The organism is Bradyrhizobium sp. th-b2 (assembly GCF_000426785.1).
Classification (GTDB): Bacteria; Pseudomonadota; Alphaproteobacteria; order Rhizobiales; family Xanthobacteraceae; genus Bradyrhizobium; species Bradyrhizobium septentrionale.
In genome coordinates this window covers 47501-62234 of the sequence record NZ_AUGA01000007.1, presented here as the reverse complement: position 1 = coordinate 62234, position 14734 = coordinate 47501, and the positions used below count along the sequence as shown (strand labels likewise).

The window sequence follows — 14734 nt, the reverse complement described above, 5'->3', positions numbered from 1 at the left end:
TTGAGGTCCGTCGAGCCCTCCCGCGCGGAGGCAGGGTCGCCTAGATGAGCAATGTGCGTCCGATACCGAGCCCACAAACCCAGAGCGATGATCGCGCCCATGAGGCCGATCATCCGTCGTCATTGCTGGCGAAGTTCGGGATGGACCAGCCGCTGAAGCTCGATTGCGGCGTCGATCTCGCGCCATTCCAGATCGCCTACCAGACCTATGGCGAGCTCAATGCCGACCGCTCGAATGCGATCCTGGTTTGTCACGCGCTGACCGGCGATCAGCACGTCAACAACACCCATCCCGTCACCGGCAAGCCCGGCTGGTGGGACACCATGGTCGGCGCCGGCAAGCCGATCGATCCCGAAAAATACTTCATCATCTGCTGCAACGTTATCGGCGGCTGCATGGGCTCGACCGGGCCGGCGTCGCTGAATCCTGCGACCGGCAAGGTGTGGGGGCTCGATTTCCCGATCATCACGATCCCCGACATGGTGCGCGCGCAGGCGATGCTGATCGATCGGCTCGGCATCACCACGCTGTTCTGCGTGGTCGGCGGCTCGATGGGCGGCATGCAGGTGCTGCAATGGACCGCCGCCTATCCCGACCGCGTGTTCTCGACGCTCGCGATCGCCTGCTCGACGCGCCACTCGGCGCAGAACATCGCGTTCCACGAGCTCGGACGCCAGGCCGTGATGGCCGATCCGGACTGGCGCGGCGGCCGCTATGTCGACGAGGACACCCATCCGCATCGTGGATTGGCTGTTGCGCGGATGGCTGCGCACATCACCTATCTGTCGGACGCCGCGCTGCACCGCAAGTTCGGGCGGCGGATGCAGGACCGCGAGCTGCCGACCTTCTCGTTCGATGCGGATTTCCAGGTCGAGAGCTATCTGCGCTACCAGGGCTCGTCCTTTGTCGAGCGCTTCGATGCCAACTCCTATCTCTATCTGACCCGCGCGATGGACTATTTCGACATCGCCGGCGACCATGACGGCGTGCTGGCGAAAGCGTTCGCCGGCATCAAGACCCGGTTCTGCGTGGTGTCGTTCACCAGCGACTGGCTGTTTCCGACCTCGGAATCGCGCGCGCTGGTGCACGCGCTGAATGCGTCGAGCGCACGGGTGTCGTTCGCCGAGATCGAAACCGATCGCGGCCATGACGCCTTCCTGCTCGACGTGCCCGAATTCCTGGAAATCTCCCGCGCCTTCCTGCAGGCCGCAGGCAAGGCGCGCGGACTGAACGGCGGCGGCCAATCATGAGCATGCAGCAGACATTGCCGTTGCCGGGCGTCGCGCCGGAGCGAACCGGCAGCTATCGCACCGATCATCTGCTGGTCGCCGACATGGTGCGGCCGGGCTCGCGCGTGCTCGATGTCGGCTGCGGCGATGGCGAATTGCTGCAGCTCCTGGAGAGCCGCGGCATCGACGGCCGCGGCATCGAGCTGTCGCGCGAGGGTGTCAATGGCTGCGTCGCCAAGGGGCTCGCGGTGGTGCAGGGCGACGCCGACACCGACCTCGTCAACTATCCCGATGACGCCTTCGACTACGTGATCCTGTCGCAGACGCTGCAGGCGACGCGGCAGCCGAAGGTGGTGCTGGAGAATCTGTTGCGCATCGGCCAGCGCGCCATCGTCTCGTTCCCGAATTTCGGCTTCTGGAAGATGCGGCTGCAGCTCCTGATCGGCGGCCACATGCCGCGCACCGAGAATTTGCCGGCAAGCTGGTACGACACATCCAACATCCATTTCTGCACCATCAAGGATTTCGTGCAGCTCTGCGACGAGATCAACGTCAAGATGGAGCGCGCGGTCGCGCTCGATCTCTACGGCCGCCCGGTGCCGCTCAATCTGCCGTGGTGGGTGTGGAACATGTTCGGCGAGCAGGGCGTGTTCCTGCTCAGCCGCGGCGGGCAAGGGAAATGATCGGTGCGTGGCGCGTCACACCGGCGCCGCCACCAGCGATCTCGGATCGCGCACCGGCCAGCGGCCGGCCTCGACCAGCGCGATGAACCGCTCCACCATCTCGTTGAACAGCGCCGGTTCCTCGAGGTTGAGCACGTGACCCGACTTCGGGAAGAACGACAGGCCGGCGGCCGGCAGATGCTGCTTCAGGAACATGCTGGGCGCGATGCAATTGTCGTCCTCGTCGCCGCACAGGATCAGCGCCGGCGTGGCTGCGCCCTTGATGGCCTCGGTCATGGTGTAGATCGAAGGCCTGCCACCCTGGAAGCTGCGCATCGTGTTGGCCGAGCCCTTGGCATCATGGCGGGCGAGCGCGGCATAGAAATCGGCGTGGCCGCGCGGATCCTTGACCAGGAACGGAATCCGGCTCGGCGCCTCGCGCGTCACCTTGGCGACCTCAACCGAGCCGATGGTCTCATATTGCTCGGCATTGGCGCGGCACTGCGCGCGGAAGGCTTCGAGATTCTCGAGGCTCGAGCCGGAGCCGACCGCGGCGAGCGTCATCGACAGCGCGCGCTCGGGCGCGTTGAGCGCGACCTGCAGCGACGAATAGGAGCCCATCGAGAGACCTATGAAATGGGCCTTCGCGATGTCGAGGTGGTCCAGCACCGCAAGCGCGTCGGTGTAGAAATGTTTGTAGGTGTAGACCTCGGCATTCGGCGGCACGTCCGACGGCGTGTAGCCGCGCGCGGAATAGGCGATGCAGCGGTGCCCGCGCGAGAAGTAGCGCATCTGCGGTTCCCAATTGGTGTGGTCCGCGGCGAACTCGTGCAGGAAGATGATCGAGGTTCCGTGGCCGGCCTCTTCGAAATGCAGGCGGACGTTATCTTTCGTGACGGCGTGGGGCATTGAAATTCTCCTCTCGTTGGCCGACCTCAGATTTGCAATTAATTTTCGCGGCCGCAATGCGGCAGCTCCGATTATTTTTGGTCATGGAGTTTGCGCGGAATGACCCGGAAATCGTTTCCGCGGCGCCGCATGAAATCTTCCTCTCGCCACATCCCGAATTTCAAAACCACCGCCGCGTTCCCAAGGGAACGCGATGGGGAATTGGGGGGTGTTACAGAGGATCTCGAGAAGTATGGTTCAGTTGCTTGCGTATCGTCGGTCGCTTCGTGTTTTGGCGCTGGCTCTGTGTTCGCTCACGCTCGCCGTGATCGCCGCCGCTCCGGCGTCCGCCCGTCCGCATCATTCGCGTCACGCGCATTCGGCCCATGCCGGCCATCACGCGCGACACCACGCCCGTCATCGCTATCGCCACACCGCGCGGCTGTCGCGCGCCAAGCGCCGCGCACTGACGCAGGCCGGCGGCTTCGCCGAGGCCAATGCGTCCGTGTTGCCGGGCGGCGCTGAAGCCGTGCCCAACACCGGTGGTGTGAGTGCTGAGAGCGGCTTCGGCTCGTCCGGCATCGTCGCCGAGGCGCGCCGCTATCTCGGCGGCAATCCGACCGATCGCCGCAGCCTGTGGTGCGCGCGCTTCATGAACATGGTGCTGCAGCACACTGGCCATCGCGGCACCGGCTCCGACATGGCGAGTTCATTCGCCAAATACGGTGAGCGCGTTTCGGGGCCGCAAGTCGGCGCCATCGCCGTGATGAGTCGCCGTGGCGGCGGTCACGTCGGCATCATCACCGGCGTCGATGCTAAGGGCAATCCGATCATGATCTCGGGCAACAGCGGCCATCGTGTCCGCGAGGCGCCGGTCTCGCGCGGCCGGATCTACGCTTATGTGATGCCGACCAACTGATCCGTCGAAAGCCGGGTACGGCGCATGCGCGCCTTGGCCGGCTTACGATGCTACAGGCTGTTCGGCGGCAATCGTGTCGCCGACGGCCGCATCACCGTCAGCGATGATCTCGGCGTAGATGCCGCATTCATTGTTGCCGAAGCGCTGCATCAGCGTGTTCGGGACCGAGAGGTCGCGCACGCCGGTCTCGGGATCGACATTGACTGCGGCGCAGCGGGTGATGCGCTTCACCACCTTGGCCCGCGCGCTGCCGATCGCAATCGTCTGGTCCAGCAGGCTGGCTTCATGCCAGGCCGGCCAGCCCTCGACATAGAGGTTGGCGCGGAAGCGCAGCGGATGGACCGGCGCCTGCGCCATGTCCTCGATCGCCCGCAGGCTCGCCAGATTGATGATCGAGACCACCTTGCGCGGGACATCGGAAAAACTGTGCCCGGGGCTCACCAGCACCTTGGGCGGTCCCTTGATCTGGCCGGCATGACGATCGGCGAAATAGCGCTCGATCGCCGCGCGCCCTGCTTCGGTCTCGAGATCGCCCTGGGCCAGCATCGCGCCATCGCGGCGCAGCGTCAGTACATGGCTGTCATCGTCGAAATGGGTGCGCAGCGGCGCCAGCCATTCGTCCCGCTGCAGCATCAGGAAATGCGGCTTCGGCAACCATTTCGGCGCCGACGGATCGAAACCGCTCGGGCCGTTCTCGATCGCGTAGCGGCGATCCGAGCGCAGCGTCTCGCCGGTCTTGAGCTCAGTGCGGGGCAGGGGCTCGGGCGTGAGTCCCTTGACCGGGTAACGATAGATGCCGGTGATCCTGGCGGAGGAAGCGAGCGTATTGTCCATCCGCCCGCTCTAGCCTGTTTGGCGGGCGAGGAGAACCGCCGCCAGCAGTAAGGCAGCTAGTCAGGTCGCGCCGCGCCCGCCTCATCCAGCACGCGTTGCATGAACACCAGATCGAGCCAGCGGCCGAACTTGCGTCCGACCTCCGGCATCCGGGCAACCTCGACGAAGCCGGCCTGCGCATGCAGCCGCAGCGAGGCCCGGTTGCCGCCGTCGATCCCGGCGATCATGACGTGCTTGCCGAGCGCGCTGGCTGCGGCGACGAGCTCGTCGATGATGACGCGGCCAAGGCCGCGGCCGCGATGATCGGCGTGGATATAGACGCTGTGTTCGACGCTGTAGCGATAGCCGGGAAAGGCCCGGAAATCGCCGAACGTGCCGTAGCCGAGCACCGTCGTCCCCTCGACGGCCACCAGCACCGGATAACCCAACTCCTGCCGCGCCTTCATCCAGGCCAGCCGCTCGGCGTCAGAGTCCTGCTTTTCGGTCCAGATCGCGCTCGAATTGGCGACCGCCTCGTTGAAGATCGCGGTGATCGCAGAAATGTCCTGCTCGGTGGCGGGGCGGATGATCATTGACAGTTCCTCGACGGGCCTCTTGAACAACTCCGGTTGTCTACTATATAAGACGGTATGTCAATTATAGAGGACAAGGCCGATGATGCTCTCGGGCGGCGGGTTCGCGCCGAACGGGAGGGCCGCGGCTGGTCGCTGGCGGAACTCGCCGGGCGGGCAGGCGTGTCCAAGGCCATGCTGAGCAAGATCGAGCGGGCGGAGGCGAGCCCCACGGCGGCGACGCTGTCGCGGATTGCCACGGCCTATGGCCTGACCATGGCCGCGCTGTTCGAGGTTGCGTCAGACGGTTCCCGTCTGCAGCGGGCCAAGGATCAGCCGGTGTGGCGCGATCCGAAGGCGGCCTATCTGCGGCGGCAGGTGTTCCTGCATCCGGCCAATCCGCTGGAACTGGTGGAGATCGAGCTGCCGGCCCGGCAGGAAGCCGGCTTCCCCGCCAGCGCCTATCACCTGGTGCGCCAGGTGGTCTGGGTGATCGGCGGCCGCCTCACCCTGATGGAAGGGGCGGTCCGCCACGAGCTCGCTGCGGGTGACCGTGTCGAGCTCGGCCCGCCGTCGGACATCGTCTTCCGTAACGAAACTGCTCAGCCCTGCCGCTACCTTGTCGCCATCGTGCGGCGCTGAGCTCCATCGGGTGAAATCGCAAGCTGTGGCTCTTCCGTTTTGGAACCAAGTGCCCACATCTGCGGCAAGCCTGAAAAATGATGGCGACGACCAGAGGCTGGTTGAGGAACGTCAACGCGGCCCGCGGAAACCCAATGAAGATGCTGTTGTCATGCCTGAATGGGTGACGATGGCAGGCCGAGGGAAAACGAATGAACATTGAGAAGTACACCGAGCGCGCGCGCGGATTCATCCAGTCTGCCCAGTCGCTCGCAATGCGCGACGGTCACCAGCAGTTCTCGCCGTTGCATCTGTTGAAGGTGCTGCTGGACGACAATGAGGGGCTGGCCGGAGGTCTGATCGACCGTGCCGGCGGCAATTCCAGAGCGATCCTGAAGACGACCGAAGAGGCGCTGAACAAGCTGCCGAAGGTTTCGGGCAACGGTGCCGGGCAGGTCTACCTGTCTCCGGAGCTGGCGCGTGCCTTCGACGCCGCGGAAAAGGCCGCCGAAAAGGCCGGCGACAGTTTTGTCACCGTCGAGCGGCTGCTGCTCGGGCTCACGCTCGAGAAAGGCAGCGAGGCGGCCTCTATCCTGAGCAAGGGCGGCGTCACGGCGCAGAACCTGAACGCGGCGATCGAAGCGCTGCGCAAGGGCCGCACTGCTGACAGTGCGACCGCCGAGAACGCCTATGACGCGCTGAAGAAATATGCCCGCGACCTGACCCAGGCGGCGCGCGACGGCAAGCTCGACCCGGTGATCGGCCGTGACGAGGAGATCCGCCGTACCATCCAGGTGCTGTCGCGGCGGACCAAGAACAATCCCGTCCTGATCGGTGAGCCCGGCGTCGGCAAGACCGCGATCGTCGAGGGCCTGGCGCTGCGCATCCTCAACGGCGACGTGCCGGAGAGCCTCAAGGACAAGAAGCTGCTGTCGCTCGACATGGGCGCCCTGATCGCCGGCGCGAAATATCGCGGCGAGTTCGAGGAGCGGCTGAAATCCGTCCTGCAGGAGGTCTCGACCGCCGAGGGCGGCATCATCCTGTTCATCGACGAGATGCACACGCTGATCGGCGCCGGCAAGGCCGACGGCGCGATGGACGCGTCCAACCTGCTGAAGCCTGCGCTCGCGCGCGGCGAGCTGCACTGTATCGGTGCGACCACGCTCGACGAGTACCGCAAGCATGTCGAGAAGGATGCCGCGCTGGCCCGCCGGTTCCAGCCGATCTATGTCAGCGAGCCGACGGTCGAGGACACCATCTCGATCCTGCGCGGCCTGAAGGACAAATACGAGCAGCATCATGGCGTGCGCATCACCGACACCGCGTTGGTGGCCGCGACCACGCTGTCGAACCGCTACATCACCGACCGTTTCCTCCCCGACAAGGCCATAGATCTGATGGACGAGGCGGCGGCGCGGCTGAAGATGCAGGTCGATTCCAAGCCCGAAGAGCTCGATTCGCTGGATCGCGACATCATCCGGCTCAAGATCGAGCAGGAGGCGTTGAAGAAGGAGAACGATGCCGGCTCGAAAAGCCGCCTGCAGACGCTGGAGAAGGAACTCGCCGGGCTCGAGGAGAGGTCGGTGGCGCTGACGGCACGCTGGAGCGCGGAGAAGAACAAGCTCTCCAATGCCCAGAAGCTGAAGAGCGAACTCGACGCACTCCGCGTCGAGCTTGCCAATGCGCAGCGTCGTGGCGAATTCCAGAAGGCGGGCGAGCTGGCCTATGGCCGGATTCCCGCGCTGGAGAAGAAGCTCGCCGACATCGAGGCAGCCGAAAGCAGCCACCCGAACGGCGGCGAGATGATGGAGGAGGCGGTTACCGCCAACCACATCGCGCAGGTCGTCTCGCGCTGGACCGGCGTTCCGGTCGACAAGATGCTCGAGGGCGAAAAGGACAAGCTCCTGAAGATGGAGGACAGTCTCGCCAAGCGCGTCGTCGGCCAGGCCGAAGCGGTGCGCGCGGTGGCAACCGCGGTGCGCCGTGCCCGAGCGGGCCTGCAGGACCCGAACCGGCCGACCGGCTCGTTCATGTTCTTGGGCCCCACCGGCGTCGGCAAGACCGAGCTGACCAAGGCGCTCGCCGCTGACCTGTTCAACGACGAGACCGCGATGGTCCGCCTCGACATGTCCGAGTTCATGGAGAAGCACTCGGTCTCGCGGCTGATCGGCGCGCCTCCCGGCTATGTCGGCTACGACGAGGGTGGTGCGTTGACCGAAGCCGTACGGCGGCGGCCCTACCAGGTCGTGCTGTTCGACGAGATCGAGAAGGCGCATCCCGACGTCTTCAACGTGTTGTTGCAGGTGCTCGATGACGGCCGGCTGACCGATGGTCAGGGCCGCACCGTCGACTTCCGCAACACGCTGATCATCATGACCTCGAACCTCGGTTCGGAGTTTTTGGTGAATCAGCCCGAAGGCGAGGACACCGCGGCAGTTCGCGATCAGGTGATGGGCGTGGTGCGGGCGCATTTCAGGCCGGAATTCCTGAACCGCATCGACGAGATCATCCTGTTCCACCGCCTGCAGAAGAGCGAGATGGGCCGCATCGTCGAGATCCAGTTCGCGCGGCTGCGCAAGCTGCTCGAGGATCGCAAGATCGAGCTCACGCTCGATCCGAAGGCGCGGGATTGGCTCGCCGAGAAGGGCTGGGATCCGGCTTACGGTGCCCGTCCGTTGAAGCGGGTGATCCAGCGCAGCGTGCAGGACCCGCTGGCCGAAATGATCCTCGCCGGCGAGGTCAAGGACGGCGATCACGTCAAGATTTCGGAGAAGGGCAACGTGCTGACCTTCAACGGCCAGGTGCCCAAAACCGCCGAGATCGTGCAGTTCGAGGCCCCGGTCTCGAAGCGCAAGCTGAACTAGAGCCTTTCCCGTTCCGATGGGATCGGAACGGGGCTCTAGATTCTTGTTTTGAGCGTTTTCTTCACGCGAACCGGTAGCCACTTCGCTCGAAAACGCTCTAACGGCTCAACAACAAAAAAGCCTCCCCGCAGATCGCGGGGAGGATTTGGTTGCAAATCACTCCTGCGGGACGATCGGCGGCGACTGGCCGCCGGGCTCGTCGTCCTCGGCGGGCTCGATCTCGGACAGGATGTCGACCAGCTCGCGGGCGCGGCCCGTGGCCAATGGCCTGCCGGCATTGATCAGCGGCTCGTCGTTGGCAAGCCAGGCCTGCGCCTCGGCAAGCTCGGTGATGGTAGCTCCCGATGCAATGATCCTGGCAATCGTGACGTCGTCGGCGTGGCCGACGGCCTTCAGCACGTCGTCGCGGGTGAGCGGGGTCATGGCGCAAATCCTTGTGCATATCTTCGTTGAGCACAACCGAACCCCTGCCCGCCGGCGATCCGCACCAGCGGGTAGGGACGCATCAGTTCAAGGCCTCAGCTGTGCGTTGTGAGCCGAGGCGGATGCTGGGACATTACCCAGAGCTCGATCGCAGCAAGGACTGCGACGGCGATGCCGATCACCACGTGCACAGTCGTCGCGGTGGTCATTCCCTTGAAACCAAGGACCCAGGGCGAGACCAGCGCCCAAAACCCGACGATGAGGTTCAGCCACTCCTCCCAGACCGCGAATGCCGCGAGCGCGGCGATCGCAAGGATCGCCATCGCGAGGCCGACGATGTGGGCGTTGGTGGAAACCGTTCCGGCGTCGAACTTGAACAGCCACGGCGACAGGAAGAGAATCGCGCCGAGGATCAGGTTTGCGACGTCACACAGTTTTGCGTTCGTCCAGTTCTCCATGACACCCTCCATTGGAGGTTTCACTGACGAATCAACTGGATGATCGCCGTTCGGGTTCCCATCTTGCGGCGCGAAATTTAATGAAACTGGCGGCGTGACGGCCTGGAAACGGCATCGTATCTGCGCTGCGCCTACAGCGTTTCGTAGGATCTGCGCGGCCGGACGGGCCGGCGGCCTCTTGCATCATCAGCGGTTGGTGGAGCGCGTCTGCGACGTCGAACTGGTGGCGTCCGAGACGATGCGGGCGCTGCCGCGGCTCGACATCTGGGCTTCGATCCGGTCGCGCTCCTTCTCGAAGCCCGCGAGCATCGGACCTTCGAGCGAGCGGCCGCGCGGCAGTTTCACGCGCATCGGATCGACGAATCGGCCGTTGACCAGGATTTCGTAGTGGACGTGCGGGCCGGTCGACTGGCCGGTCGAGCCGACGAAGCCGATCACCTGGCCCTGCCGCACCTTCTTGCCGATCTCCATGCCCTTGGCGAAGGCCGACATGTGGCCATAGGCCGTCTCGTAGCCGTTGGAATGCTTGATGCGGATATATTTGCCGTAACCGCCCTCGTACCCGACCTTTTCGAGCACGCCGTTGCCGGAGGCAAAAATCGGCGTGCCGTAGGCGGTGGCCCAGTCGACGCCGGTGTGCATCTTCACATAGCCGAGGATCGGATGGCGGCGGCCGCCGAAGCCCGAACGCATGATCGCGGTGTTGACCGGCTTGCGCACCAAAAACTTCTTCGCGCTCTTGCCGGTCTCGTCATAGTAGTCGACGACGCCGTCGTCGGAGCTCTGGAAGCGGTAGTACTTTTTGGTTTCGCCGCCCACGGTCAGCGCGGCATAGAGCACTTCGGTCTTTTCGGTGCTGGTGACGCCCTCGTCCTCGCCGGCATAGTACACATCGAAGCTGTCGCCGGGCTGCACCTTGCGCTGGAAATCGACGTCGTAGGAGTAGATCTTGACCATGTCGTCGATCACGGTCGGCGGCACCTTGTTGCGCAGCGCGGTCTCGTAAATGCTCTGATAGAGCCGCACGCCGCTGCCATCATCCTCGTCATCGTCGCTGGAATTGTCAGCGGTGTCGGTCGTGGTGTTCATGCTCTGCACGTCGACGGCGACGTATCGGCCGATATCGGACAGTGCGGCGATGGCCTCGACGACGGATTCGTTGGCGACGATCACGCGATAGGGCTGCAGCCTGACATTCGGTCCGGGAGTCGCCGGGGCCATCAGGATTCGCACCTTCTGGCCTTCCTTCAGGCCGCCGTCGCGGCCGCGCGGGCCGAGCGTCGCGGCAATCGCCTTCGCCTCGTCGGGCGTTGCGCCCTGGTCGCGCAGGATCGAGGTGATGCTGTCGCCCTTCTTGACGAGGTGAACCCGTTCGCCGGTCGGATTGCCGCCGGTGACCTGCTCCTTGGTCTTCGGCAGCAGGGTGACGTTCTCCGGCACCACGCGGGTCTCGAAGCCCGCATAGGGATCGGGGGCGTTGCCCTCGGTGGCGTAGGCCAGCCTCATGTCGGGCCCGGCGCCGGTCGCGTCGGCCGCGGCATTGGCGAGTGAGGCGTAGCGCACTGAGTTGCCGGAGCCGCGCCAATTGGCGGCGTCGCGGACCCGCATCAGGATGTCATCGAGCGCGACGACGGCAGCGAGCTTCGCTTTCGGCAGCACGGATGCCAGATCCTTGGTGACGAAAGAGACCTCGGCGTCGGGCTCGGCCGCCGCATTCGGATCCTCGGTCGCCGCCGGCGTGTCGGAGCCGACATCGGTCAGAAGACGTTGCGCGTTGAACGCAGGTATTTTTGCCGACAGATCGCTCGTGGTCATCGAGAGATTGCCGGAAATGCGGATGAAGGGCCGCACCCGCATCACGTCGCGATTGCCGACGCGGGTTACGGTCGATACGCGCACCAGGCTGCGGGAGGCGGAAGATTCGCTGGGTGGCGGCAGGCGGTCGCCCTTGTGCACGCTGACGACGCGATCATTGCCGGTGAACGCACCGCGCAGCGCGCCTTCGACGCGCTCCGGCACCTTGGCAAAAGTCATTTCGCCGTCGAGCGACGCAAAAACGGCGCCGCCGATCAGGGCCGCGCCACATAGACCAGTCAGAATGGTGCCGCTGAACCATTGAACGGAGACACGGCGGCGATCGATCACCGCAGCCTCGGTGCCGTCGACTGAAAGCGGCGGCTCGTGACCGAGATCGATCATCCCGGTCTCGCGCCCAATGCCGCTTCCGCGTGACGCCCGTTGGCTCAACCCTGTATCCCCCCAAATTCCAGCAACTGCGATCGACCTCTGCTCGTCCCTGTTCCCACCTCGATTCCTCGACGAGGAATTCCGGCAGTGTGGCGAGCCACACGCATCGAAGCCGAGAAGCCGATGGCCATTAGCTAGCCGCGATCTCGAACGTCAATGGTGTGCAGATCTCTCGATGTTGCTCGGCCGTGTAGGGAAAGAGGCGACGGGTTCTTGGAGAAAATCGCCTAGTCCCCCGAAAAAACCACCCGAGCCCCCACAGGTTTCGAGCGGTTCATTGCATACCTTATAGCCAGAACGTCGCAGGATTGTGGCTCAAGTGCGGCGCAAGGTCCCCAAATATCAGGGACTTTTCCGCCCCTGAAAAAAGTTTGTCGTCATGCGACGATTTCTTGACGATGAGTGTTGACAGGTCCGAAGGGGCGGGCCTATAAGACACCCACTGAGCGCGGCGCTGCATTGGCCCACCGGCCAAGGCAAGCATTCGCGCCCTTTATGCTCCTCACTTCGATGAGTGACACAACAGCCGACATAAATCGGTTGGGGTTTACGATCGATTGCTGAAGGGTAGAACCACCCTCTAGGGTGTGGGGTCATCGGATCCCGGGCTGTTTGACAAGTAAAGATGAAGAAAGAGAAACGTGGACGGCGGAGTCCTTGCGTCCCTCGGAATACTTGAAGGCTTCGGCTTTTGACGTTCTGAGGGTGGACGAAAGACTTCGGCGGTACACGTTTTAAAGGTTACACCATCGTTGTCAGCGATGTGAATCGCGGACAGCTCGTCGACTTCGGTCGGCGAAGAATGGTGGGACCTCGTCAAACGTTGTGATCAGCCGGTTCAAGGTTTCAAGTCCAACTTGAGAGTTTGATCCTGGCTCAGAGCGAACGCTGGCGGCAGGCTTAACACATGCAAGTCGAGCGGGCATAGCAATATGTCAGCGGCAGACGGGTGAGTAACGCGTGGGAACGTACCTTTTGGTTCGGAACAACACAGGGAAACTTGTGCTAATACCGGATAAGCCCTTACGGGGAAAGATTTATCGCCGAAAGATCGGCCCGCGTCTGATTAGCTAGTTGGTGAGGTAATGGCTCACCAAGGCGACGATCAGTAGCTGGTCTGAGAGGATGATCAGCCACATTGGGACTGAGACACGGCCCAAACTCCTACGGGAGGCAGCAGTGGGGAATATTGGACAATGGGCGCAAGCCTGATCCAGCCATGCCGCGTGAGTGATGAAGGCCCTAGGGTTGTAAAGCTCTTTTGTGCGGGAAGATAATGACGGTACCGCAAGAATAAGCCCCGGCTAACTTCGTGCCAGCAGCCGCGGTAATACGAAGGGGGCTAGCGTTGCTCGGAATCACTGGGCGTAAAGGGTGCGTAGGCGGGTCTTTAAGTCAGGGGTGAAATCCTGGAGCTCAACTCCAGAACTGCCTTTGATACTGAAGATCTTGAGTTCGGGAGAGGTGAGTGGAACTGCGAGTGTAGAGGTGAAATTCGTAGATATTCGCAAGAACACCAGTGGCGAAGGCGGCTCACTGGCCCGATACTGACGCTGAGGCACGAAAGCGTGGGGAGCAAACAGGATTAGATACCCTGGTAGTCCACGCCGTAAACGATGAATGCCAGCCGTTAGTGGGTTTACTCACTAGTGGCGCAGCTAACGCTTTAAGCATTCCGCCTGGGGAGTACGGTCGCAAGATTAAAACTCAAAGGAATTGACGGGGGCCCGCACAAGCGGTGGAGCATGTGGTTTAATTCGACGCAACGCGCAGAACCTTACCAGCCCTTGACATCCCGGTCGCGGACTCCAGAGATGGAGTTCTTCAGTTCGGCTGGACCGGAGACAGGTGCTGCATGGCTGTCGTCAGCTCGTGTCGTGAGATGTTGGGTTAAGTCCCGCAACGAGCGCAACCCCCGTCCTTAGTTGCTACCATTTAGTTGAGCACTCTAAGGAGACTGCCGGTGATAAGCCGCGAGGAAGGTGGGGATGACGTCAAGTCCTCATGGCCCTTACGGGCTGGGCTACACACGTGCTACAATGGCGGTGACAATGGGATGCTAAGGGGCGACCCTTCGCAAATCTCAAAAAGCCGTCTCAGTTCGGATTGGGCTCTGCAACTCGAGCCCATGAAGTTGGAATCGCTAGTAATCGTGGATCAGCACGCCACGGTGAATACGTTCCCGGGCCTTGTACACACCGCCCGTCACACCATGGGAGTTGGTTTTACCTGAAGACGGTGCGCTAACCCGCAAGGGAGGCAGCCGGCCACGGTAGGGTCAGCGACTGGGGTGAAGTCGTAACAAGGTAGCCGTAGGGGAACCTGCGGCTGGATCACCTCCTTTCTAAGGATGATCCTTCAGATCGCTTACGCGTTCTATCGGATCGTTTTAGAAACATTCAGGGGCCAACAGTTTCAGGATTGTTGAGCTCCATTGGCGGGATTTCGCCGTCTTCGTTTCTCTTTCTTCGCGGACGAACACGCGCCAGGGCTGAGCGCTTGAGCGATGCACCGGCGCAAGTCGGTTGCGCGCCGGCATGCCTCTCGTGTTAGGGGCTTGTAGCTCAGTTGGTTAGAGCGCGCGCTTGATAAGCGTGAGGTCGGAAGTTCAAGTCTTCCCAGGCCCACCATTTTGATCGAGTGCGGAGCATTCGTCTTCTGGTACGGGGCCATAGCTCAGCTGGGAGAGCGCGTGCTTTGCAAGCATGAGGTCGTCGGTTCGATCCCGTCTGGCTCCACCAGATGGAATTGAAGCTCGAGAATGCACCTTGTTCAAGAAGCTCTGTTCAAATCGTCCGCGAAACATCACTTCGCACTCATTGGTCCGGATGGACGGTGACGTGCGTGTTTTCTGACATCGTAAAGAGGAGATCGATCCGAGTTTGGATCTGCGGAGTAATTCGCGGGTACCATTCATAATCTCCAGATCGTTTTCGGCGCTCGCGCATCGCAGTTCATCGCAAGATGAGTGGGATGAGCGAGTTGTAAAACGATCTTTTTAGCGAAGCTTGACCGCCTCGCTATCGGGCCGATCTTAC

General features: G+C 62.8%; 11 protein-coding genes, 2 tRNA genes and 1 rRNA gene. 8 read left to right on the top strand and 6 right to left on the bottom strand.

Translation table 11 applies throughout. From position 1 onward, the window contains the following. Positions 1–44: 44 nt before the first annotated feature. Both K359_RS0112810 and metW read left to right on the top strand, forming a co-directional pair. Positions 45–1250: a homoserine O-acetyltransferase gene (locus K359_RS0112810; protein ID WP_029079708.1), complete on the top strand. Its 1206-nt coding sequence runs from the start codon at positions 45–47 to the stop codon at positions 1248–1250. Then, positions 1247–1912 (top strand): methionine biosynthesis protein MetW, encoded by a 666-nt coding sequence (gene metW / locus K359_RS0112805; RefSeq protein ID WP_029079707.1) that lies wholly within the window; start codon positions 1247–1249, stop codon positions 1910–1912. The genes K359_RS0112810 and metW overlap by 4 nt, the downstream gene beginning before the upstream one ends. Before the next feature lie 15 nt (positions 1913–1927). On the opposite strand, the gene K359_RS0112800 is transcribed toward metW, so the two are convergent. After that, a complete protein-coding gene (locus K359_RS0112800; RefSeq protein ID WP_029079706.1) occupies positions 1928–2800 on the bottom strand; it encodes an alpha/beta fold hydrolase in 873 nt (290 codons plus the stop codon). A gap of 232 nt (positions 2801–3032) precedes the next feature. Between K359_RS0112800 and K359_RS0112795 the strand changes: the two genes are divergently transcribed. Further along, on the top strand, positions 3033–3698 hold the full coding sequence (locus tag K359_RS0112795; RefSeq protein WP_029079705.1) for a TIGR02594 family protein: 666 nt from the start codon (positions 3033–3035) through the stop codon (positions 3696–3698). Between the two features lie 42 nt (positions 3699–3740). Here the strand turns inward: K359_RS0112795 and K359_RS0112790 are convergent, their stop codons facing one another. Together K359_RS0112790 and K359_RS0112785 are read right to left on the bottom strand one after the other, a co-directional pair. Continuing rightward, positions 3741–4532 carry an MOSC domain-containing protein gene (locus K359_RS0112790; RefSeq protein WP_029079704.1) on the bottom strand — a complete coding sequence of 264 codons (792 nt, stop codon included), beginning with the start codon at positions 4530–4532 and terminating at the stop codon, positions 3741–3743. A 56-nt stretch (positions 4533–4588) separates the two neighbouring features. Further along, the gene (locus tag K359_RS0112785; RefSeq protein WP_029079703.1) at positions 4589–5104 is read right to left on the bottom strand and encodes a GNAT family N-acetyltransferase; all 516 of its coding nucleotides are present in this window, start codon (positions 5102–5104) and stop codon (positions 4589–4591) included. Positions 5105–5161: 57 nt separating this feature from the next. Here K359_RS0112785 and K359_RS0112780 point away from each other — a divergent pair, with 57 nt between their 5' ends. Together K359_RS0112780 and clpB are read left to right on the top strand one after the other, a co-directional pair. Beyond that, positions 5162–5725, top strand: a complete 564-nt coding sequence (locus tag K359_RS0112780) for an XRE family transcriptional regulator (RefSeq protein WP_029079702.1) — start codon at positions 5162–5164, stop codon at positions 5723–5725. Between the two features lie 191 nt (positions 5726–5916). Further along, positions 5917–8568: an ATP-dependent chaperone ClpB gene (gene clpB / locus K359_RS0112775; RefSeq protein ID WP_029079701.1), complete on the top strand. Its 2652-nt coding sequence runs from the start codon at positions 5917–5919 to the stop codon at positions 8566–8568. A 156-nt stretch (positions 8569–8724) separates the two neighbouring features. Here clpB and K359_RS0112770 read toward each other — a convergent pair whose 3' ends face one another. From K359_RS0112770 to K359_RS51795, 3 genes are all read right to left on the bottom strand, one after another. Next, positions 8725–8991: a hypothetical protein gene (locus tag K359_RS0112770; RefSeq protein ID WP_029079700.1), complete on the bottom strand. Its 267-nt coding sequence runs from the start codon at positions 8989–8991 to the stop codon at positions 8725–8727. Between the two features lie 95 nt (positions 8992–9086). Beyond that, positions 9087–9449 (bottom strand): SPW repeat protein, encoded by a 363-nt coding sequence (locus K359_RS0112765; RefSeq protein ID WP_029079699.1) that lies wholly within the window; start codon positions 9447–9449, stop codon positions 9087–9089. Between the two features lie 186 nt (positions 9450–9635). Continuing rightward, positions 9636–11696 carry a M23 family metallopeptidase gene (locus K359_RS51795; RefSeq protein WP_051346107.1) on the bottom strand — a complete coding sequence of 687 codons (2061 nt, stop codon included), beginning with the start codon at positions 11694–11696 and terminating at the stop codon, positions 9636–9638. An 853-nt stretch (positions 11697–12549) separates the two neighbouring features. On the opposite strand from K359_RS51795, the gene K359_RS0112750 reads away from it, so the two are divergent. The 3 genes from K359_RS0112750 (at position 12550) to K359_RS0112740 (ending at position 14437) form a co-directional block, all read left to right on the top strand. Beyond that, positions 12550–14040: ribosomal RNA gene (locus K359_RS0112750) — 16S ribosomal RNA — on the top strand. A gap of 209 nt (positions 14041–14249) precedes the next feature. Then, a tRNA-Ile gene (locus K359_RS0112745) sits at positions 14250–14326 on the top strand. A gap of 35 nt (positions 14327–14361) precedes the next feature. Then, positions 14362–14437: transfer RNA gene (locus tag K359_RS0112740), tRNA-Ala, on the top strand. Positions 14438–14734 lie beyond the last annotated feature (297 nt).

What these genes read in the sequence shown, in the direction of transcription:
- K359_RS0112765 (WP_029079699.1), bottom strand. Translation starts at nt 9,449, where the DNA reads ATGGAGAACTGGACGAACGCAAAACTGTGTGACGTCGCAAACCTGATC.
- K359_RS0112790 (WP_029079704.1), bottom strand. Translation starts at nt 4,532, where the DNA reads ATGGACAATACGCTCGCTTCCTCCGCCAGGATCACCGGCATCTATCGT.
- K359_RS0112780 (WP_029079702.1), top strand. Translation starts at nt 5,162, where the DNA reads ATGTCAATTATAGAGGACAAGGCCGATGATGCTCTCGGGCGGCGGGTT.
- K359_RS0112770 (WP_029079700.1), bottom strand. Translation starts at nt 8,991, where the DNA reads ATGACCCCGCTCACCCGCGACGACGTGCTGAAGGCCGTCGGCCACGCC.
- clpB (WP_029079701.1), top strand. Translation starts at nt 5,917, where the DNA reads ATGAACATTGAGAAGTACACCGAGCGCGCGCGCGGATTCATCCAGTCT.
- K359_RS0112785 (WP_029079703.1), bottom strand. Translation starts at nt 5,104, where the DNA reads ATGATCATCCGCCCCGCCACCGAGCAGGACATTTCTGCGATCACCGCG.
- metW (WP_029079707.1), top strand. Translation starts at nt 1,247, where the DNA reads ATGAGCATGCAGCAGACATTGCCGTTGCCGGGCGTCGCGCCGGAGCGA.
- K359_RS0112800 (WP_029079706.1), bottom strand. Translation starts at nt 2,800, where the DNA reads ATGCCCCACGCCGTCACGAAAGATAACGTCCGCCTGCATTTCGAAGAG.
- K359_RS0112810 (WP_029079708.1), top strand. Translation starts at nt 45, where the DNA reads ATGAGCAATGTGCGTCCGATACCGAGCCCACAAACCCAGAGCGATGAT.
- K359_RS0112795 (WP_029079705.1), top strand. Translation starts at nt 3,033, where the DNA reads ATGGTTCAGTTGCTTGCGTATCGTCGGTCGCTTCGTGTTTTGGCGCTG.